The following is a 21,237-nucleotide window of genomic DNA, read 5'->3' as shown; positions in this document are numbered from 1 at the left end:
TTAAAAATCCAGAACTGTGAAGTACCAATTGGCAATTACGAGTGCGTCTGTTGTACTATCTCTTATTTCAACTGTAAAGTCCCCTGCATTTTGAGAAGTTACAAAGATTTTGTTGTTGCCCACAACCGATAATTGTATAATGTAATCGCCATCTGGTCGTGCTGTAGTTAAGGTAACCGTATTTATTCCTCCACCTGCACCACCAACCGTTGCCCCATTGACACTAATGGAATTTGCCCCGTTGGCTTTTCCCATGGCAACTACGGCAGGTGCTCTCCACTCGGTACCTGTTGCCGTAGCTGTCAAAACATCTCCAGCATTTCCAGCTACACCCGTTTCATCTAAAAGCTGCTCCGTTAGTTCAAGACTGCCATTTATTGTGGTTTCTGTATCACTCCCTATTTCCCTTACGTTTATCGCTTCCAATGCACCAACTACCAAACCTAATTGGTCCTGTGCAGGAAAGTACATGCCCGTATTTGTATCAGTATCCCCGGAAAACCCATAAGAAGGGTTTAAAAGTGTTCCTGCGGAATTTAGAATCCCTTCAGTCCTGGTATTTCCATTTGCCACATGAAGCTTCGTGCCTACAGCAGGCGTATTGGTTCCAATTCCAAGTCTATTGCCCGTCTGGTCCCAAAAAAACTGGGCATTGTTTTCTGCAATTCCCCCGGAACCATCAGAAAAAATAACGGAGCCAGCTACGGAATCATCGGTTAAATTGCCCCATTCAACACCTGTTCCCGCGGCGTTGGTCCTGAGGATTTGGTTTGCGGTACCTGCTGCGATTTGGACGCCGTTCGTTGGATCGACCTCCAGGGTCGTTCCGTCCACGTTGACCTCCAGGTCCATTGCGACGAGTGCGGCATTGGCCGCCGTTCCACTGATCGATCCGTTGGTCGAGCTCACGTCCTCGCCGAGGCTTGCGGCGATCCCTGCCGCGTCCTGCCACTGTGGGTCCCCTGCGGCATCGGTGCCCAGGATGCTGTTGGCGTCCGCGGCGCCCGCAGTGCCTATCTTATCGGTCGTGACACCGTTGTCGGCTATCTGGACGCCGTTCGTTGGATCGACCTCCAGGGTCGTTCCGTCCACGTTGACCTCCAGGTCCATTGCGACGAGTGCGGCATTGGCCGCCGTTCCGCTGATGGATCCGTTGGTCGAGCTCACGTCCTCGCCGAGGCTTGCGGCGATCCCTGCCGCGTCCTGCCACTGTGGGTCCCCTGCGGCATCGGTACCGAGGACGCTGTTTGCGTCCGTGGCGCCCGCAGTGCCTATCTTATCGGTCGTGACACCGTTGTCGGCTATCTGGACGCCGTTCGTTGGATCGACCTCCAGGGTCGTTCCGTCCACGTTGACCTCCAGGTCCATTGCGACGAGTGCGGCATTGGCCGCCGTTCCGCTGATCGATCCGTTGGTCGAGCTCACGTCCTCGCCGAGGCTTGCGGCCAGAGTCGCGGCATCCTGCCACTGTGGGTCCCCTGCGGCATCGGTACCGAGGATGCTGTTTGCGTCCGCGGCGCCCGCAGTGCCTATCTTATCGGTCGTGACACCGTTGTCGGCTATCTGGACGCCGTTCGTTGGATCGACCTCCAGGGTCGTTCCGTCCACGTTGACCTCCAGGTCCATTGCGACGAGTGCGGCATTGGCCGCCGTTCCGCTGATGGATCCGTTGGTCGAGCTCACGTCCTCGCCGAGGCTTGCGGCGATCGCTGCCGCGTCCTGCCACTGTGGGTCCCCCGCGGCATCGGTACCGAGGACGCTGTTTGCGTCCGTGGCGCCCGCAGTGCCTATCTTATCGGTCGTGACACCGTTGTCGGCTATCTGGACGCCGTTCGTTGGATCGACCTCCAGGGTCGTTCCGTCCACGTTGACCTCCAGGTCCATTGCGACGAGTGCGGCATTGGCCGCCGTTCCACTGATGGATCCGTTGGTCGAGCCCACGTCCTCGCCGAGGCTTGCGGCCAGAGTCGCGGCATCCTGCCACTGTGGGTCCCCTGCGGCATCGGTACCGAGGATGCTGTTTGCGTCCGCGGCGCCCGCAGTACCTATCTTATCGGTCGTGACACCGTTGTCGGCTATCTGGACGCCGTTCGTTGGATCGACCTCCAGGGTCGTTCCGTCCACGTTGACCTCCAGGTCCATTGCGACGAGTGCAGCATTGGCCGCCGTTCCGCTGATGGATCCGTTGGTCGAGCTCACGTCCTCGCCGAGGCTTGCGGCCAGAGTCGCGGCATCCTGCCACTGTGGGTCCCCTGCGGCATCGGTACCGAGGATGCTGTTTGCGTCCGCGGCGCCCGCAGTGCCTATCTTATCGGTTGTTATACCGTTGTCGGCTATCTGGACGCCGTTCGTTGGATCGACCTCCAGGGTCGTTCCGTCCACGTTGACCTCCAGGTCCATTGCGACGAGTGCGGCATTGGCCGCCGTTCCACTGATAGATCCGTTGGTCGAGCTCACGTCCTCGCCGAGGCTTGCGGCCAGAGTCGCGGCATCCTGCCACTGTGGGTCCCCTGCGGCATCGGTACCGAGGATGCTGTTTGCGTCCGCGGCGCCCGCAGTACCTATCTTATCGGTCGTGACACCGTTGTCGGCGATTTTGGAATTATTGATGGCATTGTCCGCAATATCGTCGGTCTGGACCTGCCCATCCAATATCTTTGCCGAGGTGATGCCATTGTCAGCTACATCAATGGCTATATCGTTAAAAAGCGCATTCATCGGTTGCCCAAGGATTGTTAGGGTACCCGATGAACTTAGTGTGCCGGTACCGGTGACTTGGGAAAGGTCCACATTCAAAGACCCATTTACCGCCTGGATCAGTCCAACCCCAGCCACGTTATCACTTAATTTATTGGCAGTGATTGAAGCATCCTGAATGTCCGAAAAACCATTAATGGAAGAGTCCACAATATTGTCTCCCGTAATCTCCCCGACTTCAAAATTATAATTGGTCCCATTTTGTGTAATAACAATGGTACTATCCCTAACTATGGGTTGCGTAGGGTTTACGATCGCATCAGTGGTAAACGTAAGGGCATTTAAATCTTCCAGCAGTATGCTTACCGCGTTGTTACTACTATCGGTAAGTACCAACTCATCATTGATGACCTCAAGGCTAACATTGACACTACCCTCGTCCTCACACAAATTAAACCATTCATTTCCATTGTAGTAGAAAACACATTCTTGATCTGTATTATAAACCAGTGCCCCCGGAAGCGGTGCCATCCTGGTCATTTCGGCTTCACTTATCCGCGTGATGACCAAAGCACTTGAATTGCTCTCCAATTCCAATAGGGACAAGGGATTGATGTTTTGTGGATTGTCTCCTATTTTTACTTGGGCCTTACTACTGGTTAAAGCTAATAAAATCAGGAAAAAAGAGTAAATCGATGCTCTCATGATGTAAGACATTTACAAAGTAGGTTTTGTGCGACCAACAAAAATAACTTTCTAAGTGTACCAAACTAATTATATACGTCAAAATGCCATCCTGTCAAGTTAAATGGAAGGTAATTTTGGGTAGGCAATACGTTCAATAACTAGGATGTCTTATTTTTGAGAATTAACAAAAGTTTACCACCACCTAATTTTTATTTGTGGTACACAAGGTTTTTCTTTAACAAAACATTATCTCGTTTCCATGGATCAAAGGCTGCTTTCCTTTATTTTTTCCTTAGCGTTTTATGTCGGTTTTGCCCAAACGGATACCAGGGAATGGTTACGCGGCCAGGTATTGTATCGGGGTAGCAATGTGGTCAACGAAAATGTGATCAATACCAATACCCAAATGGCGACGATCACGGATGAGGACGGCCGATTTATGATTGAGGTAAAAACTGGGGACCAATTGGTGTTTACCGCCGTAAACTACCAATTGGAAATCATAACGATAACGGATGCCATTTTGGCCAATAAAAGATTGGTGGTGGAAGTCACCGAAAAAATTACCAAGCTTGACGAAGTAGTTATTTCCCCCGAAAACCAGAAACGTTTTCTGGAAGTGAAGAATGAGAAATTTAAAGGGTTCGAGTATGAGATTGACCGGAGTACCGAGGTGCAAAATATAGCGGGAACCTCCCAGAATGATCGGATTGAGGGACGACTTAATTTTGTGAATATATTCAAGGCCATTTTTCAATCCCGGAACCAGGATACGGGACAAACTTTTGAATTAAAGGTTAGTGAGGTCCTTCGCCAGGTGTATGATGATGAATTTTTTGTGGTTGACCTAAGTCTGCCGCAACAAAAAATAGATGCGTTTCTGATTTATTGTGATGATAAAATCCCATCGCAGTCCCTTTTGAAAAAAGAAAATGAATTCCAACTCATTGACTTTTTGGTCACCCAAAGCAAGAAATTTTTGGCCGAGGGTAAGTAAAGGTTTCCCCCTCCTTATTTTTTTTCTCCTTTGCACGATTGGGCATGGCCAGGATTCTCCTTCCAAACTACTTAAAGGAAAGGTTACCTCCCCAAGTGGCGATGTTATGGGCGTTACCATACAGAACAGCACCGCAAGACGGGCAACAATTACCGATTTTGATGGGAATTTTTCAATTCAAGTAAGGGAAGGGGATACCTTGGTGTTCTCGGCCATACAGTTCAAAAGAAAAGTACTGCCCGTGTCAAGGGCCCTTATGGGAAGTCCCTTTCTCCAAATTCCCATGGAAGAGTTTGTAAATGAATTACAGGAAGTTACCGTGCAACCTTTTGGGCTTTCCGGTGATATAGAAAAAGACCTCTCCGGCTTGCAACTGGATGAAGATGTAAGTGCGGAAGCCTTGGGCCTTCCTAATGCAGAGGTAAAAATCATAACCCAAAGTGAGAGAAAGCTTTATGAGGCCACAACGGGGGCGGGAATTGTACCTTTAAACCCTATTCTCAATGCCATTACCGGAAGGACCAGAATGCTTAAGAACCGTATCAAAATAGATAGGAAATACGAACGAACCTTGAAGGTGCAACGGGATTTTGCCGATTCCATTTTCTTGGCCGAATTCAAGATTCCAAAGACCAAAATGGACGATTTTATGTATTTCTGCGAGGTGGATGATGAATTCCAAAGACTGGTTTCTGAAAGAGACCAGTTAAAAATTTGGAGCTATTTATTGGATAGAAGCAAATTGTATCGAAAAAATAATGGGTTGGAGTAAGTTTGTTGGATTTTGGATTGCAAATTTGGGAGTATAATACCGCATTCCAATACGTATTTGATTCTTGGGTCCGGATTGAAGATGGCACGGGCTTTGTTTAGGCTTAGTGTCAACAGCCCCTGGTTTTTTTAAGTTGATTTTTATAAAAATGAAAAAGATTCTTTTCCTGTTGTTACTGCCTCTTTTGGCCTTTTCGGCGCTCCATAAATTTTATGTGAGCGTGACCAATGTTAACTATTATGAAAGGGACGACGCCTTACAGATAACCACAAGGATTTTTATTGATGACCTGGAAGAAGTACTCATGGAACGCTATGACGTCCAGACCTTTTTGGGGACTGAGGAAGAGGCACAAATGGCTGATTTTTACATCGAAAAGTACCTGCGCACCAAATTTTTAATTGGACTGGATGGTGAAATTACCGCATACGATTTTTTAGGAAAGAAATATGACAATGACGTTATCATTTGTTATTTGGAAGTACCGAATGTTGGCTTGGACCAATTGAAAAAAGTGGAAGTGCACAATGAGATTTTGACCGATTTATTTGATGAACAAAAGAATCTGGTGCACATAAAATGGAAAGGGAACAAAAAGAGTTTTATACTGACAAAATCCAATGCTAAAGGAATGTTAAACTTATAAGGCTCTTTACTTCTATTCCTTGAAAAGGAATTATTTTGCCCAAATGGAAAATCTGTTAGAAATGAATAAAATCAAGTATTGTTTTGCATCAATGCTTTTTCTGTTGGGAGCAGTGGGTATTGCGCAGGAAACCGAAGAAAAAGAGGGGCGAGAACCTGGGCACTACAACCAAAGCCGATTTAAACAATTGTACGAGGAGTTTTCAACCCCCAACACCTATCGCTCCGCTTCGGGAGCTCCCGGGCCTGATTATTACCAACAACAGGCGGATTATAAAATGGACATCACTTTGGATGATAAAAATGCGAAGATTTACGGAGAGGAAACCATTACGTATTACAATAATTCCCCAGACAATCTAGAGTTCCTTTGGGTACAATTGGACCAGAATGTTAGGGCCAAAGACTCCAAGTCCCCATTGCGTAATGGAAATGGCGTTAATCTTGCTTACACGGCCGGTAATTTTGCGCAGACCTATGTTACCGAACCCTTTGATGGTGGTTTCAATATTGAATGGGTCAAGGATTCCTCCGGTAAACCCTTATCGCATACCATCAATCAGACCATGATGCGGATCAATATTCCCAAGCCCTTAAAAAGTGGTGAGAATATTTCTTTTTCCATAAAGTGGTGGTACAATATTCCCAATCATACTGTAAATCGCGCACGTTCGGGATACGAGTTTTTTCCAAAAGATGGAAACCGCGCCTATGTTATTGCCCAATTCTTTCCAAGAATGGCGGTCTATTCTGATGTGGAAGGGTGGCAAAACCATCAATTTTGGGGTAGCGGGGAGTTCGCTCTGCCCTTTGGTAACTACGAAGTGAACATTACCGTTCCCGAAGATCATGTGTTGGATGCTACCGGTGTACTTCAAAATAGAAAGGAAGTTTTTACCAGGGATATGATGAAACGTTATGAGCAGGCCAAAAAATCATACGATAAGCCCGTAATCATAGTGACCCAAGAAGAAGCCGAGGCTAGGGAAAAGGGATTTGCGGAAAAGACCAAAACCTGGAAATTTAAAACAGAGCCTGGAAGAATGGTTCGTGATTTTGGTTTCGCATCTTCCCGAAAATTCATCTGGGACATGCAAGCGGTGAAAATGGATGGTCGTAGTGTTATGGCCGTGTCCCTTTACCCTAAGGAAGGAAATCCGCTTTGGGAGGAGTATTCCACCAAGGCAGTGGTGCAAACACTTCATACCTATAGCAAGCATACCTTTGATTATCCCTATCACAAGGCTATTTCAGTCCATGCAAAGAACCAGGGTATGGAGTATCCCATGATCTGCTGGAACTATGGACGTCCCAATGAGGATGGTACCTATTCCGATAGGACCAAATATGGAATGATCAGTGTCATCATTCATGAGGTGGGCCACAATTACTTTCCCATGATCGTGAACTCGGACGAACGTCAATGGGGTTGGATGGACGAAGGTTTGGATACGTTTATGCAATACCTTACGGAACAGGAATTTGGTAAAACCTATCCGGATGCGGTTGCCCCCAATGACAAGTATCCCTCCCGAAGGGGCGAAGCAGCTAAGATAGTGCCCTATATGGCGGGTGACCAAAGCTATATTTCACCAATTATGTCCAATCCGGAGAATGTGTATCAATTGGGCCCCAATGCTTATGGCAAGCCGGCCACGGCCTTGAATATTTTAAGGGAAACCGTTATGGGACCAGAATTGTTCGACCATGCTTTTAAAACCTATGCCCAACGCTGGAAGTTTAAGCACCCCACCCCTGAAGACTTTTTTAGGACTATGGAGGATGCCTCAGCAGTGGATTTGGATTGGTACTGGAGAGGTTGGTTTTACACTACGGATTATGTGGATATTGGTGTTAAAGGGGTCAAAAAGTATTACGTGACCAATAAGGTTACCAAAAAGATGCAGGAATACATGGATGCCCGTGGCCTTACGGAAGCGGATCTTCCACCTTTGGTATACCTGGCGGATGAAGATAGTGAGGATTTTAGTGAAGAATTAAAGGACAAGGCTCCCTCGGAGGTTTCCCAAAACCTGAAAGAGTTCATGATGGACAATATGACGGAAGCAGAACGTGCCGAGGTCAAAGAGCCGAAATATTTTTATGAAGTTACTTTTGACAAGCCAGGAGGAATCCCAATGCCATTGATCGTGGAATATACCTATGCTGATGGAACCACGGAAAATATAACATATCCTCCAGAGATTTGGAGAAAGAACGATGAAGAGGTCAAGCGCGTTTTTTCCTCACAAAAGGAATTGGTGGGTATTGTAGTGGATCCCAAGTTGGAAACTGCGGATATTGATACCACCAATAATGCGTGGCCCAAAAAAGAGGAGAAATCAGACTTTGATCAATTCAAGGAAAAAGTAAAAGGAAAATAATCCTCCTTTATAAAAGTATTAAGCCCAGTGACTTCACTGGGCTTTTTGTTTTTTAAGACGGAAGCTCTGGAAGCAATGCGGACCGCGGAGGATGATTTCTGGCGTATTCCCCAATATGATTTTCGGATTGCAATGAGGCGGAAATTTTGCAGGAAGCCACCTTTAAATTGATTGTTACCTTAGCCGATAATGAAGTCGGGGAAGAAGAAACTTCCATAATTGTTTTTAATCAATCCTGAGCAAAACCTATCTTTGTACTATGCAGTTTCTTTTTATTAGTGGTGGAGAAATCGTTTTTATCCTCTTTATCGTGGTGATGGTCTTTGGTGCGGATAAGATTCCTGGCATTGCGAAAGGATTGGGCAAAGGGATGCGCCAACTCCGTGATGCCACCGATGATATTAAACGGGAGATTCAAAAAAGTGCTGAAAAGCAAGGTATTGATACCGATATTACCAAGGACATCAGAAAAGAACTGGACGAAGTCAAGAAAAACGTCGATGATGTCACCGGAACCATTCGGCGAAGCTCCAAATAACCATGTGGGACAAATTGCTTCAATGGGATAAAGGGATTCTCATTTTCCTGAACAATTTGGGCATTGAAGCGTACGATGGATTTTGGTCGGCGGTTACCGAAATCCGCACTTGGTTTCCCCTCTTCCTTTTTTTTATTCTTCTACTGTTTTGGAAATACCCCAAACGTGAGGCATTTTTTCAAGTGATGACCCTGATTTTCCTCGCTATTTTTATCACCTTTATTACGCACTGGGCCAAAGTTTCCTTTGCCCGTTTAAGGCCTAGTAATGATTTGGAAATCAATACCTTAATTCGCGTTTTGAGGACACCAAGGGATTATAGTTTCTTTTCTGGGCATGCCTCAAGTTCTTTTTCCATTACGGTATTGATGTTCCTGTTTATCCGGAGGACCTGGAAGTGGGCTTTTTTCTTTTTTCTTTGGCCAATTTTGTTTTGTGCAAGCCGAATTTACCTTGGAGTACACTATCCGTCGGACATTATTGTCGGTGCCGCTGTAGGCACCCTGTTTGCCCTTGTATTTTATAGATTATATCAGTATGTTATAGTACCCTACACAGGGTTAGACCGTCCCTGATGGGCAATAACACCGTTTCCACACGAGGGTCATTTGCCAATTTTTCATTGTACATCAATAGGGCTTCCGTGGCCTTATCATTGGCTTCCAAAGGTTCCACCACTTTTCCGGACCAAAGGACATTGTCCGAAAGGATAATACTTCCCGGTCGGCATTTTTGGATTGCGGCTTCAAAATATGCATCGTATTGTGTCTTTTCGGCATCAATAAAAACCAAATCAAATACGATATCGAATGATGGGATACGTTCAATGGCGTCCCCAAGGTGTTGAATTATTTGGCTTTTGTAGCCACTTTGGTTAAAATATTTTTGCTGGATTGGGACCAGTTCCTCATTGATGTCAATGGTATGTAGTGTTCCTCCTTGCTGGAGTCCCTCGGCCAGACAAATTGCCGAATACCCCGTATAGGTGCCCACTTCCAAAATGTGTTTAGGAGCGATTATTTTAGACAATAGGCTCAGTACACGACCTTGATAATGGCCTGTAATCATTCGGGGGCGTACCACTTTTAAGTGCGTTTCCCGTGTGAGTTCCGTTAAAACAGGGGGTTCGCTCTGTGAATTGTCGACGATGTATTTTTCCAGCAAAGGAGAAAGGAAGTGCATGATGTACTTTTGGCAAAATTATTCAAATAAGCCGTATTTTTAACCTAATGGAAGGACTTATCATAAGGGAAGCCCAACTTAAGGATTTACCTACCCTAAAGGCATTTGAGCAGGAACTTATCAAAGCCGAACGTCCTTTTGATCCTACCATACGACCGGACCCCGTAAGCTATTATGATTTGGAGGAATATGTGAAAAATGACCACGTGAAAGTGGTGGTTGCCGAGTTTGAGGGAGCGTTGGTGGGTTCGGGATATGCCTATGCAAAAATGGCAAGAACGTATCTGGACCATACGCAATATGCCTATTTGGGGTTTATGTACACAAAACCGGAATATCGGGGTAGGGGAGTTAATCAGCAAATTGTGGAAGTTTTATTGGAATGGGCAAAAAGCAACGGGCTAAGTGAAGTACGGCTAACGGTGTACAACGAAAATTATCCCGCTATAAAAGCCTATGAAAAAACTGGATTTACAAGCCATATTAATGAAATGCGTTTGCGTTTGGACACTTAGATTATGAACTACGAAAACTCACTTGAATTTGCCCGAAGAATGGATGCCAATGATGTTCTTGGCCCTTACAGGGAAAAATTCCATTATCCTCGGATAAATGATAAGGATGTGATCTATTTCACCGGAAATTCACTGGGACTTCAACCAAAAATTGCCAAGGGATATGTTGATAATATCATGCAGGATTGGGCAAATTTAGCGGTGGAAGGACATTTTTATGCCCAGAAACCTTGGTGGGACTATCACGAGCGGTTGGCCAATCCTTTGGCTAAAATCGTGGGGGCATTACCGGAAGAGGTTTCCGTAATGAACACGCTTTCCGTGAACCTTCATTTTCTTATGGTCTCCTTTTACCGTCCATCAAAAAAGAGGTTTAAAATTATCTGTGAGGAAAAAGCATTTCCGTCCGATCAGTACATGCTTCAGAGTCAGGTAAGGTTTCATGGTTATGATCCATCCGAAGCCATTGTGGAAGTCAAAAAAAGGAAAGGGGAACATTTTTGGCGAACAGCGGATGTGTGTGCAAAAATTGATGAAGTTGGTGAGGAGTTGGCCCTGGTTTTAATAGGTGGCGTAAACTATTATAACGGTCAGGTCTTTGATATGGAAACCATTACCAAAGCAGGAAGGACCGCAGGTGCCATAGTGGGCTGGGATTTGGCCCACGCCGTAGGAAACGTTGAATTGAAACTGCATAGGTGGGAAGTGGATTTTGCCGCTTGGTGCAGTTATAAATATATGAACAGCGGACCAGGAAATGCCTCAGGGATATTTGTTCATGAACGGTATTTGGATAAAAAGGATATTCCCCGTTTCGAGGGGTGGTGGGGCACTAAAAAGGAAACCCGTTTTTTGATGAAGCCCGAATTTGAGCCTATAGAGACTGCAGATGCGTGGCAGGTGAGTAATCCACCGGTACTTTCCCTGGCACCTTATCTGGCCTCCCTGGAATTGTTCGAAGCGGTTGGAATGGATGCCCTTCTGGACAAGCAACGCCTATTGACGGGCTATTTGGAATTTATCCTTCGCGCTATCGATAAAGAGGTGGATAGCACCTTTGAGATCATTACGCCCGAGCAGAGAGGATGCCAGCTTTCCGTATTCCTGCATGGGGAAGGTCGACCTTTATTTGAGTATCTTATGAAAAATGGGGTCATTGTGGATTGGCGCGAGCCCAACGTTATCAGATTGGCTCCCGCCCCTTTTTATTGCTCTTTTGAGGATATGTACCAATTTGGTCAGATTTTGAAAATGGGAATTCTATCAAAATAACCGGGTTTTGCCCCTATATTCCGAAGGTGTCATCCTTTGGTACTTCATGAATTGTTTGGCAAAATAGGAAGGGCTGTTGAACCCGGATTGATACATGGCTTCCGTAATTGTGGTATCGCCCTCGTTTATCTTGTCAATGGCTTTTCGTATCCTAAATTCATTGACAAAATCAATAAAGGTCCTGTTCGTCATTTTCCTAAAAAACCTGGAAAATGAATTTGGGGTCAATCCTACTTTTATTGCAATGGCCTGGGTCGTAATTTTTTGGTGGTAGTTATTGTTGATGTAGTCAAAAACATCACGGAGTCGATAAGATTCCTTTTCCCTGTATTTATGTAACATATCGTGATGGAATAATCGAACATAATTTTCTTGAACCGACAAATAGTTGAGGATTGAAAAAAGGTTGATCAGTTTTTCTTGATCGTTCAGTTCTGTAAAACGCTCAAATTTGGCGCTGAGATGGGTTTTGGTACCGTCATCGAAAATGAGGACATATTTTGAATTATGAATCAATCTTTTGATCATACCTAGCTCGGGAAAATGACTCAGTTTATGATCCACAAATTCCTTGGAAAACTGTATCACGACTTCTTTACCATTTTTGTGCTGTTTATTTCCAAAATCTGAATGCGGAATGTTCCCACCCAAAAAAACAAGCGCCCCATTTGTATAGTCATGGACTTTATTTCCTATCCTAAGGGTTCCCGATCCGTTTTTTACATACACTATTTCATACTCGGGATGAATATGCCATCCAGCAATGTCACAATTGGATTCTGCTTCGTAGCTCTGAACCTTAAATGAGGTATTTGAACTGGTTACTATGGATTCATATATTGGCTTCATTTTTTAATGGAAAATGGATTTAAGGAGGATAATGGACAGTATACCATAACAGGCGCTTAGAATACGTTGGACAGATCCTCGCCCAATCTTTTGTTTTGATTTAGATTTTCAATACGGGTCATTTCATCAGCAGTAAGGGCAAAATCAAATATTTCAAAATTTTCATGTATCCTCTTGGGGGTTACCGATTTTGGTATTACAGCCACTCCTCTTTGGATCAACCATCGCAAAGCAATCTGTACTGCCGATTTGTGGTGGGTTTTACCGATTTCGGATAACTCGGGAATATGTAATACTTCCCCCATCATTATGGGCCTCCAGGCTTCAAGTTGTATTCCTTGCTCCTTGCAAAAGTGCAATAACGGGTTCTGACTTAGATAAGGATGCATTTCGACCTGGTTGAGCGAAGGCACTATTTCTGAATGTGCCATCAAGTCTTCCAATTGTTCAATGTTAAAATTACATACACCTATCGCTTTTGCCCGGCCACTTTTATAGATCAGTTCCATGGCTTTGTAGGTTTCTTTATATGTTGTCCTTACGGGCCAATGTATAAGGTACATATCAATATAATCCATTTGGAGCCGTTTTAAACTATCATCAAAAGCCCTTAGTGTGTTATCATATCCTTGTTCGGTATTCCATACCTTGGTCGTTAGGAAGATGTCTTTTCTAGGGATTCCACTTTTTTGTATACTGCGGCCAACACCTTGTTCATTCTGGTATGCAGAGGCCGTATCAATTTTTCGATAGCCCTGGGACAGGGCCGATAGCACAGCATTTTCAACCTGGCCATCGTTCTTCGCAAAAAGGACACCAAGACCTATTTGGGGCATTTTTACTCGGTTATTAAGCTCAAATACGTGCATACTGCTCATTTTAAAGTTGATTTTCTGTTTTTTAATGATGTAAAACTATCTATTTGTGTTTTTAGGATTGCAATTTTTGAATAAATTGTTATACAATTTGAATGTTTTGACTTACCAATTGTTAGGGATTGTTATTTTCTTTGCCCCGTAGCTAAAGATTATGAAATCACTGTACTTAATCTTGTCCAACCCAAGGTATTTTGCTCCGGCATTTGTCTTCGCCAGTCTAAATATATGGTTCGGTACCTGGGCCATTTATATACCCTCGGTCAAGGATAAACTGGGTATTGATAAAGCCGATTTGGGTGTGGCCCTCTTTTTTCTGGCCCTTGGGGTGTTTACCGTATTTCCCATCGCCTCCAAGATTATCAATAAATTGGGCGTGGGTAGGACCACGTGGTGGGGAGTGGTGTGCTGTTCGATCTCCGCATTATTGCCCCTGGCCGCTCCAAGTTATGAATTGCTCTGCGTAGCATTATACCTGTTCGGAGCCTCCAATGGCATCACGGATATTGCCATGAACACTTTGGTAACGGAATTGGAAAAGGAGGATAAGGTGCAATTTATGTCGGCAGCCCATGGTTTTTTCAGTTTGGGGGGTGTTCTGGCCGGTTTGGGCAGCTTTATGATCCCATTGATAGGGAATCCTTTTATGCACATGACCATTGTGGCCATTTTGGTCTTGCTGGTGAACCTGTCCTTCCGAAAGCAATATTTTGCCCAACGTTCGGTTCCCATGGAAAAGGAACCCTTTAGTTTAAGACTGTTCAGACCTTTGTTTTTTTTGGGTTTGATAGGGTTCATAAGTTTTGCGAGCGAAGGCGCCATTGTCGATTGGAGTGCGCTTTACTTAAAAGAAGTAACACTGGCTCCGGAGCAGTTGTTCGGTGCGGGTTTTTTGGCATTTTCAGTAACCATGACCTTAGGGAGATTTTTGGGTGATGGCATCAGCGGGAAAATAGGTTCTTTCAATATCGTGGCGCTTGGTGCCATAGTAGCCATCTTTGGCTATGCAGGCGTGCTCTCTGGAATAACACTGCTGGCCATTTTGGGTTTCGCCCTCACCGGGCTTGGCTTTTCCGTAATAGTTCCGGAGTTGTTTCGCATTGGAGGCAAGGTAAAAGGTGTGGATTCTGCCCAGGGTATTGCCTTTATTGCAGGAACAGGTTATTTGGGGTTTTTGTCCGGTCCCGTTATTCTGGGCTTTTTGGCGGAAAAACATAGTTTGCGAATCAGCTTTCTGACCTTATTGGGTTGTGCGGTACTGGTACTATTGATTACTGGATTCATTAGAAAAAGGTCCTAGTTTAAATTGGTCCTGATGTTAAACTCCTTATTTGAACTTCCAATAGTCTCAATAAAATTCTTCATTTCATCGGTAAGCAGCAGATTATTTTGAGTAGTCCAAAACTGCTCGTTGTAGGGATGTTTTAGTTTAAAAATATCCTTTTGGGCGTTTACATTGGGCGAAAATGGGAAATCATCACCATGATTAAAGGTCTTTAGGATGTACTCACAGGTGTAGATATCCCTAAAATCCTTTTTGGTATGCGTGATTTCTATAAAAAACAACATTTTGCACAATCCAAAAAAGTATTTGTTCCATTTAGCCGATTTTGAAAAAAGCGCAGTTTGGTTCCGTTTTATGGTCCTGGAACGTATGGGACCGTTTTTAAAATAGTTGTCCGTATCAATAGTAGTGTTAAGGACCACGGATTCTATGGCGTTGTTCCTTGAGTTTATAATATAGTGGCCTCTTGTATCCACTCCACCTGCGGTGGAATCACTTTGAATGTTTATACGTACCCTATCTTCATTTTCGAATGCTTTTTCACTGATTGAAAAGCCCGGTCCGGTAGCGTTTAGCCTAATGGATTCCAATAACAGTTGCGATAGTGAAAAAACAGTAAAGTACACATCATTTTCATCCTTTTCGATTCCGATCTTACGCATATTGGATATTTCGAATTCAAAATCCTTTTTGCCAAATGGCATCTCCTTTCGGTAGAGCAAGGTCTTTCTACGAAGTTTTCCTTCAATGTCCTGAATTCTAACGATTTCCCCATTTTTTCTAAGCAGGCATCTAAGAAAGAACCGTTCTTTGAATGGCGATAGCATATAGTTGCTTTCCAGGGAATCCTTGACCTTCTCCCAGGTACTTTTCATGCTTACCAGGGTAACCCCTTCAAGCTTTAGGGCACTTGGGGTAAGCCACAAGGTATCTTTTAAATCCTTAAAATGAAAAGTTGTTTTTTGATAGCCTATTTTCGAAAAAGTCAGGGAATCTCCGTAGCTGAGCATAAAGTATTTCCCGTCCTCGTTGGTATGGGTATTGTCATAGGCGTTAAAAACATCGACAAACTCAACAGGATAACTGGTCTCTGCATCAAGGACAATTCCAAATTTTTGTTGTTGTGCATGAACCAAACAGGAACCAAACAGGAGGCAAAGTGCTATCCATCTTATCATTGGATAAGTTCTATGCGAATGTTGTCCAAATACAAATTAAAATTCCCATCCATCTTCTTATGATCACGCCCTAACTTCAATCCTTTGATATCAGTATAGTTCTCCCAAGTTGTGGTCATTGAGGGCTCTGATTGATTTCCTTTTCTAAAGACCCATTCCTGGATCACATAATCATCCCCAAAGTAGAAATCATAGGCATCCCCAGGGGTATAACCTCCTTCGTTTCCATAAACTATGGTCAATTTCTGCATGGGCTTTTTGCTAATGGGTGCCATTTCCTGTTTTTGGTGGTCAAACGTAAAATTGTCCCTGTCCCAAAGTAGATTGAACGGCGCCAACAACCAATAGCGGTCATTGATAAAACCGGCATTGGTCTTGTAGGCCACACTGTCCATGGTAGCCCTGTTATAGGTTAGGGTATCGGTGCCGGAAATATGGGTGACCTGGTTGGTTTTTGGTCGCCATATCCAACTTCTTTCAAAATGTGTGGAATCCCGGTCCACATTGAATGTGAATGCCAGTTCCTGTACATTGCGCCAGTTGTCATAACCATGGGCCTTGGCAACTTTTTCCAAGATGGTCAACTCCACTTCCTTGGGGGCAGGCAGTTCTTTTTTATCGGATTTACAACCTATAAAAAGGCATAGGAGCAGTAAAAGGGTAAGTTGGATTTTCATGATGTTGTTTTTTCAAAGATACCTTGTTTTGCCCTATCTTTCCTTCACCTACAACTAGGGCAAAGTGACTTTACTCAAAAGACTGTTTCTAATTCTAGTAAATCAAACCAAGCAATCATTGGGTAAGGATGGTCCGTATGGTAATTTGACGGATGAAGCGTTAGTGGAGAAGATCGTTGCCAAAAACGATACACTATTGTTTGGTGTTCTTTATGACCGCTATTCCAAAGTAGTGTACAATAAGTGTTACGGTTTTGCCCGCTCCCAGGATGAAGCAGAGGACTTAACGCAGGATGTATTTCTAATGCTTTTCATTAAACTGGCAAGTTTTAAAGGGAAGTCAAAGTTTTCGACATGGTTGTATTCGTTTACCTATAACTTCTGTGTAAATTATGTAAATCGAAACAAGCAACGGAAGCTAAGCGACAGGTCGGTACGGATGGATGATGTTGACTATAAAATGACCGATGAAGTACCGGATGAAAGCATTTATGCAATGAAGGCCAATAGGCTGGAAAAAGCCCTGGAAATGGTAAGTCCGGAGGATAAATCCATTTTGTTGTTGAAGTACCAGGATGGTGCTTCCATAAAGGAACTCTCGGACTTAATGGAATTAGGGGAAAGTGCCATAAAGATGCGTTTAAAACGTGCCAAGGCAAAACTGTTGGAAATCTATAAAACCTTGAGTTAGATGGCAGAGGAATTCAAAAACCCGTTCAGGCAACTGAACACCGATTTAAGGGAAGTACCCCCTGAATTACGCCAGAGGGTAATGAACGACGTGGCCATTGCCAAGTTGATTTTGGATATGGCCGTTTTGGTAACCTCCAATTATTCCTCCATTTTATCAGGATTGTTTAAAACCAACAAAAGAAAATAACCAAATCAATAAACACAGGATCATGGAAAAGTATAAACAGGTTTTGGAAGAGAGTCTTGGGGAAATCCTCACCAGTACGGTCCAAATGTTACCAAAAATAATTTTGGGCATTTTAGGCCTTCTTGTTGCATGGATTTTGGTAAAGATCATCATGTTCGTACTAAAACGGATATTGAAGGCTGCCAAGGTAGACCGTTTGTCACAAAAAATAGCGGAGGCCAAACTATTTGGGGATAAAGAGGTCAAGGTAGATTTAATAAAGATCATCCTTGGGGTAACCAAAATCCTTTTGATCCTATTGTTTACCGTGGTCATTTCCGAGGTCTTGGGAATTCAGGCAATATCCGAGGGCATCGTTTCAATCTTTGGTTACCTGCCTACCTTGGTCAGTGCCATAGTCATACTCGGAGGAGGACTGTATTTGGCCTCTGCCGTTAAGAAAGCCACTTTGGCCTTATTTGATTCCATGGGAATTGGGGGTTCAAAGTTTATCAGCGGCACACTCTTTTATCTTATTGCCTTTTTTGTCTCCATAACTGCATTGAACCAAGCGGGCATCAATACGGAAATCATTACCAGTAATTTCACCTTGATTTTAGGGGCTTTCCTCTTTGCAGCGGCCTTAGGATTTGGTCTAGGTTCCCGGGAAGTATTTTCCGATGTGCTAAAAATGTTCTATGCCAGAAAAACCTATATGGTTGGGGATACCATAGCATTTGATGGTATTGAAGGAACCATTGAGGCCATTGATAATATCTCCATAACCTTATCTACAGCGAAAGGGAAGGTAGTGGTTCCCATAAAGGATGTGGTTTCCCAAAAAGTTACGTTAAAATCATAAAGAAAGCCCTCAACCGAGGGCTTTTACCTATTTACTTTTGTTCAATACCAAGGCTTTTTTACTTTCCGGTCCCAAGATATTGATGATGGGAAATTCAGTTCGTCGGTTCAACTCCAATACTTTGGCCGGGCAATCCCATTTGGTCTTGCAATTATTAACGGGTCTCCGTTTTCCAAAACCCTTGTACGACAGGATCCTTTCTTTGGAAATACCATTTTTGATGAGGTAGTCATATGTTGATTTTGCCCTGGCTTCGGATAATTTGTCATTGTATTGATGACTCCCAACGGGATCGGTATGTGCTTCCAACTTAATGGTCATATAGGGATAGGTGACGAGCATTAGGTTCACCACCTTATCCAATTCCCTGGCAGCATCGGGCCGAATGTTACTCTTATCAAAATCAAAATATATTTTATTCAATCCTGCCAGGACCTTAACGTCCATTACAGGCTCCATATAGATATCCCTTACAACCTTCTTTTGTGTCCTGGGAAGATTGAATGTGGATAAATCCACCATTTTGTTCGGATGGGTCCGTCTCGTTAAGGATAGGGTATAGTCCATATTTCTGTTGACGAACATGCGGTAGTACCCGTTTTTGTCCGTAGTGGTTTCTTTGATAAAGGTATCGCCATTATCCTTGGTCAATTGGATCAATACGGAATCCAACGGTAGATCATTGACAGCATCATAAACGTAGCCTTCCAGATAAAGCGAAGGAGTAAAATCAAATCTGTAGATATCATCGCCCCCTTTACCTCCCTTTCGGTTGGAACTTATATATCCCTTGGTGCCGTCCTCGTTGGAATAGAAAGCAAAGTCGTCTTTCTCACTATTGATCGGTTTTCCGAGATTTATAATATCCACAATGGCATCTTCTTCGTTGGTTACGGTGGCAAAGACATCCAACTGTCCAAAGCCCACATGTCCGTCCGAGGAAAAGAATAGTTTGCCCTCATTGTTTACAAAAGGAAACATCTCATTTCCTGCAGTATTTACGATTGGACCGGCATTTACGGCCTTGCCAACGCCTCCCCTGGGATGAATGTCACAGTAATAAATATCCGTTCCCCCATAACCGCCGGGTCTGTCCGATGCAAAGTACAGTTTGGTCCTATTGGGATTTACACTGGGGTGTCCAGTGGAATAGTGATCGGCATTGAGTTTAAGGTTTCGTGTTACCTCCCAGTTACCATCGACTTTTTCGGCCTTATAAATTTTTAGGTTGTTTCGTTTTTCGACCAGTTTTTCTTCTTTGTGTTTTATTTCGTAAAAACCGGTTTTATTTTGGAAATAATTGTTTCTGGTGAAGTATATGATGGTATCATTTTTATAATCGGTTGAAAAGGCCAGGGAACTCTCATGGTATTCTGAGTTGATGGCATCATCAAACGGCATAACTCCAAAATCCGACATCCTACCGGAGAAAGCATCATTGTCTTCTTCAATGTAATAAATATCCAACCATGGCTGATTGTCCCATTCGTAAAGGTTCGCCTTTTCTTTGGTCGATCTACTTGAACTAAAATAAATTCGGCCATTGAACTCAATGGCGCCAAAATCATTGTATTCGGAATTAAAGTGAACGGGTTCCACTTCGTAACGTTCCCTGCTGTTGAAAACTACGGACGCAAGGTTCCCGTCCTTTAAAAACTGTTTTACGCGCTTATCGTTTTTGTTCAGCTTTTTGTAGCGTTTTAGCCAATGAAGTGCCTCTTTTTCCTTACCGATACTTTTAAGGGCCATTCCGTACTTAAAATAGTAGTTGGAAGGGGTTTCCCTACTTTCAATAAAACGTTCAAAATAAGGAATGGACTTTTCAAAGTCCCTTAGCAAAAGATAGGATTCGGCCAGCCTTTGCAAGGCGTGGAAAGCATTGTCATCTTTCACTAACATTTCTTCATAGAGGGGAATGGCTTTGGCATAAGAAAACTTGCTGAACATGATATCAGCTTTTTTCTGAGCTACGGACTGTGCTGTCAAAAACGAAGTTGCCAACAAAACAACGCATGTAATGACAAATAAGGGTTTTGATCTCATGTTCAACTATTTTAGAAATATCTTGGTGACCGGTACAGATTCTTACTTTTGACCAATCTTGGCTCAAAAATCAATATGACTTCGTGCGTCCCTCCGGTATAGGGTCTAATGATACCGGTGGGGAGGTCATAGGCATATCCAATTCGTATATCCTTGGATACCTGATAATCCATATAGGCCCCAAAATTGGAAGCATCGTTGAATCGGTAGGAAGCACCTGCCCAAAATTTCTCATAGAACAGAAAACCAGCGGTTACATCATATGTGGCCGGGGCCCCATTGGTAAATTTTGTGATGAAGGATGGCCTAAACTTTATGTCCAGGGTCAAATCCAGGACCAATCCACCCATGGCATAATAACTTACGCGCTCCAAGGCCTCAAATTCCCCTTGATTTAAATCCGTGTTCAAAATCCTTGGGGTGGAAATACCAGCATACCATCTATTGGTACTTAGGTAGACCCCAGCCCCTATATTGGGCTGCCAACTGTTAAAATTGTCGGCAAAGAAAGGATCGTTGATATCGGGATTTTCCAGACGGTAATTGGTGAAACCTGCTTTTAATCCGAAGGACAATTTGGCTTCAAAGGAAACGGGAATGGTATAGGAAAAGTCACCGTATACGTAATCCGTTTTTTCAAAACCCAATTGATCGGTAATGTAGGAAATGCCCAGTCCAACACGTTCGTTCTGTAAAGGTGTATGGACAGAAAATGTACTGGTCACGGGATTCCCATTCAGTCCGGCCCATTGGTTTCTGTGTAAGGCCGTGAGGTTTAATACCTGTCTGCTGCCCGCATAGGCAGGATTTATGGAAATGGGATTGAACATGTACTGTGTAAACTGCGGCAATTGTTGCGCACTTAGTTGCACGGTTAGCAACATTGTGATTACCAATACACCATAACAAAGCGTTTTCAT

At 43.9% G+C, this 21,237-nt stretch carries 20 protein-coding genes; 12 read left to right on the top strand and 8 right to left on the bottom strand.

The features are described 5' to 3' along the window. Positions 1-3,402 carry a beta strand repeat-containing protein gene (locus L0P88_RS02895; RefSeq protein WP_247133139.1) on the bottom strand — a complete coding sequence of 1,134 codons (3,402 nt, stop codon included), beginning with the start codon at positions 3,400-3,402 and terminating at the stop codon, positions 1-3. A 241-nt stretch (positions 3,403-3,643) separates the two neighbouring features. Here L0P88_RS02895 and L0P88_RS02890 point away from each other — a divergent pair, with 241 nt between their 5' ends. From L0P88_RS02890 to L0P88_RS02865, 6 genes are all read left to right on the top strand, one after another. Beyond that, a complete protein-coding gene (locus tag L0P88_RS02890) occupies positions 3,644-4,381 on the top strand; it encodes a carboxypeptidase-like regulatory domain-containing protein (RefSeq protein ID WP_247133138.1) in 738 nt (245 codons plus the stop codon). Continuing rightward, positions 4,317-5,153 (top strand): carboxypeptidase-like regulatory domain-containing protein, encoded by an 837-nt coding sequence (locus L0P88_RS02885; RefSeq protein ID WP_281499710.1) that lies wholly within the window; start codon positions 4,317-4,319, stop codon positions 5,151-5,153. Before L0P88_RS02890 ends, L0P88_RS02885 begins: the two co-directional genes overlap by 65 nt. Before the next feature lie 148 nt (positions 5,154-5,301). Beyond that, on the top strand, positions 5,302-5,799 hold the full coding sequence (locus L0P88_RS02880; RefSeq protein ID WP_247133136.1) for a DUF6702 family protein: 498 nt from the start codon (positions 5,302-5,304) through the stop codon (positions 5,797-5,799). A gap of 61 nt (positions 5,800-5,860) precedes the next feature. Beyond that, positions 5,861-8,182: a M1 family metallopeptidase gene (locus tag L0P88_RS02875; protein ID WP_247133135.1), complete on the top strand. Its 2,322-nt coding sequence runs from the start codon at positions 5,861-5,863 to the stop codon at positions 8,180-8,182. A 259-nt stretch (positions 8,183-8,441) separates the two neighbouring features. Continuing rightward, entirely contained in the window at positions 8,442-8,720 is a 279-nt protein-coding gene (locus tag L0P88_RS02870) for a twin-arginine translocase TatA/TatE family subunit (protein ID WP_158780304.1), read from the top strand. A 2-nt stretch (positions 8,721-8,722) separates the two neighbouring features. Then, positions 8,723-9,295, top strand: a complete 573-nt coding sequence (locus L0P88_RS02865) for a phosphatase PAP2 family protein (RefSeq protein ID WP_247133134.1) — start codon at positions 8,723-8,725, stop codon at positions 9,293-9,295. On the opposite strand, the gene L0P88_RS02860 is transcribed toward L0P88_RS02865, so the two are convergent. Next, positions 9,261-9,902: an O-methyltransferase gene (locus L0P88_RS02860; RefSeq protein WP_247133133.1), complete on the bottom strand. Its 642-nt coding sequence runs from the start codon at positions 9,900-9,902 to the stop codon at positions 9,261-9,263. The two genes, L0P88_RS02865 and L0P88_RS02860, sit on opposite strands and share 35 nt — an antisense overlap. Positions 9,903-9,949: 47 nt before the next feature. Between L0P88_RS02860 and L0P88_RS02855 the strand changes: the two genes are divergently transcribed. After that, on the top strand, positions 9,950-10,417 hold the full coding sequence (locus tag L0P88_RS02855) for a GNAT family N-acetyltransferase (protein WP_247133132.1): 468 nt from the start codon (positions 9,950-9,952) through the stop codon (positions 10,415-10,417). 3 nt (positions 10,418-10,420) lie between these two features. Beyond that, complete coding sequence (kynU, locus tag L0P88_RS02850; RefSeq protein ID WP_247133131.1) at positions 10,421-11,689, top strand: kynureninase; 1,269 nt, start codon at positions 10,421-10,423, stop codon at positions 11,687-11,689. On the opposite strand, the gene L0P88_RS02845 is transcribed toward kynU, so the two are convergent. Further along, complete coding sequence (locus L0P88_RS02845) at positions 11,681-12,538, bottom strand: AraC family transcriptional regulator (RefSeq protein WP_247133130.1); 858 nt, start codon at positions 12,536-12,538, stop codon at positions 11,681-11,683. The genes kynU and L0P88_RS02845 overlap by 9 nt on opposite strands. A 56-nt stretch (positions 12,539-12,594) precedes the next feature. After that, positions 12,595-13,416 (bottom strand): aldo/keto reductase, encoded by an 822-nt coding sequence (locus tag L0P88_RS02840; RefSeq protein ID WP_247133129.1) that lies wholly within the window; start codon positions 13,414-13,416, stop codon positions 12,595-12,597. A gap of 151 nt (positions 13,417-13,567) precedes the next feature. Here L0P88_RS02840 and L0P88_RS02835 point away from each other — a divergent pair, with 151 nt between their 5' ends. Next, positions 13,568-14,713, top strand: a complete 1,146-nt coding sequence (locus tag L0P88_RS02835; protein ID WP_247133128.1) for an MFS transporter — start codon at positions 13,568-13,570, stop codon at positions 14,711-14,713. Here the strand turns inward: L0P88_RS02835 and L0P88_RS02830 are convergent. Continuing rightward, a complete protein-coding gene (locus tag L0P88_RS02830; protein ID WP_247133127.1) occupies positions 14,710-15,876 on the bottom strand; it encodes a hypothetical protein in 1,167 nt (388 codons plus the stop codon). The two genes, L0P88_RS02835 and L0P88_RS02830, sit on opposite strands and share 4 nt — an antisense overlap. After that, positions 15,873-16,553: a hypothetical protein gene (locus L0P88_RS02825; protein WP_247133126.1), complete on the bottom strand. Its 681-nt coding sequence runs from the start codon at positions 16,551-16,553 to the stop codon at positions 15,873-15,875. The genes L0P88_RS02830 and L0P88_RS02825 overlap by 4 nt, the downstream gene beginning before the upstream one ends. A gap of 64 nt (positions 16,554-16,617) precedes the next feature. On the opposite strand from L0P88_RS02825, the gene L0P88_RS02820 reads away from it, so the two are divergent. Genes L0P88_RS02820 through L0P88_RS02810 form a run of 3 tightly spaced genes read left to right on the top strand, consistent with a single transcriptional unit; the run spans position 16,618 to position 18,274 of the window. Continuing rightward, positions 16,618-17,244: an RNA polymerase sigma factor gene (locus L0P88_RS02820; protein ID WP_247133125.1), complete on the top strand. Its 627-nt coding sequence runs from the start codon at positions 16,618-16,620 to the stop codon at positions 17,242-17,244. Continuing rightward, positions 17,245-17,433: a hypothetical protein gene (locus L0P88_RS02815; protein WP_158780315.1), complete on the top strand. Its 189-nt coding sequence runs from the start codon at positions 17,245-17,247 to the stop codon at positions 17,431-17,433. 22 nt (positions 17,434-17,455) lie between these two features. Next, positions 17,456-18,274, top strand: a complete 819-nt coding sequence (locus L0P88_RS02810; RefSeq protein WP_247133124.1) for a mechanosensitive ion channel family protein — start codon at positions 17,456-17,458, stop codon at positions 18,272-18,274. Between the two features lie 27 nt (positions 18,275-18,301). On the opposite strand, the gene L0P88_RS02805 is transcribed toward L0P88_RS02810, so the two are convergent. Both L0P88_RS02805 and L0P88_RS02800 read right to left on the bottom strand, forming a co-directional pair. Continuing rightward, positions 18,302-20,317, bottom strand: coding sequence for an OmpA family protein (locus tag L0P88_RS02805; RefSeq protein ID WP_247133123.1), 2,016 nt, complete (start codon positions 20,315-20,317; stop codon positions 18,302-18,304). A gap of 11 nt (positions 20,318-20,328) precedes the next feature. Next, the gene (locus tag L0P88_RS02800) at positions 20,329-21,237 is read right to left on the bottom strand and encodes a type IX secretion system membrane protein PorP/SprF (protein WP_247133122.1); all 909 of its coding nucleotides are present in this window, start codon (positions 21,235-21,237) and stop codon (positions 20,329-20,331) included.

This window comes from Muricauda sp. SCSIO 64092 (assembly GCF_023016285.1).
Classification (GTDB): Bacteria; Bacteroidota; Bacteroidia; order Flavobacteriales; family Flavobacteriaceae; genus Croceivirga.
Note: the sequence above shows the minus strand (reverse complement) of the source record. Positions and strands in the feature narration are given on the sequence as shown.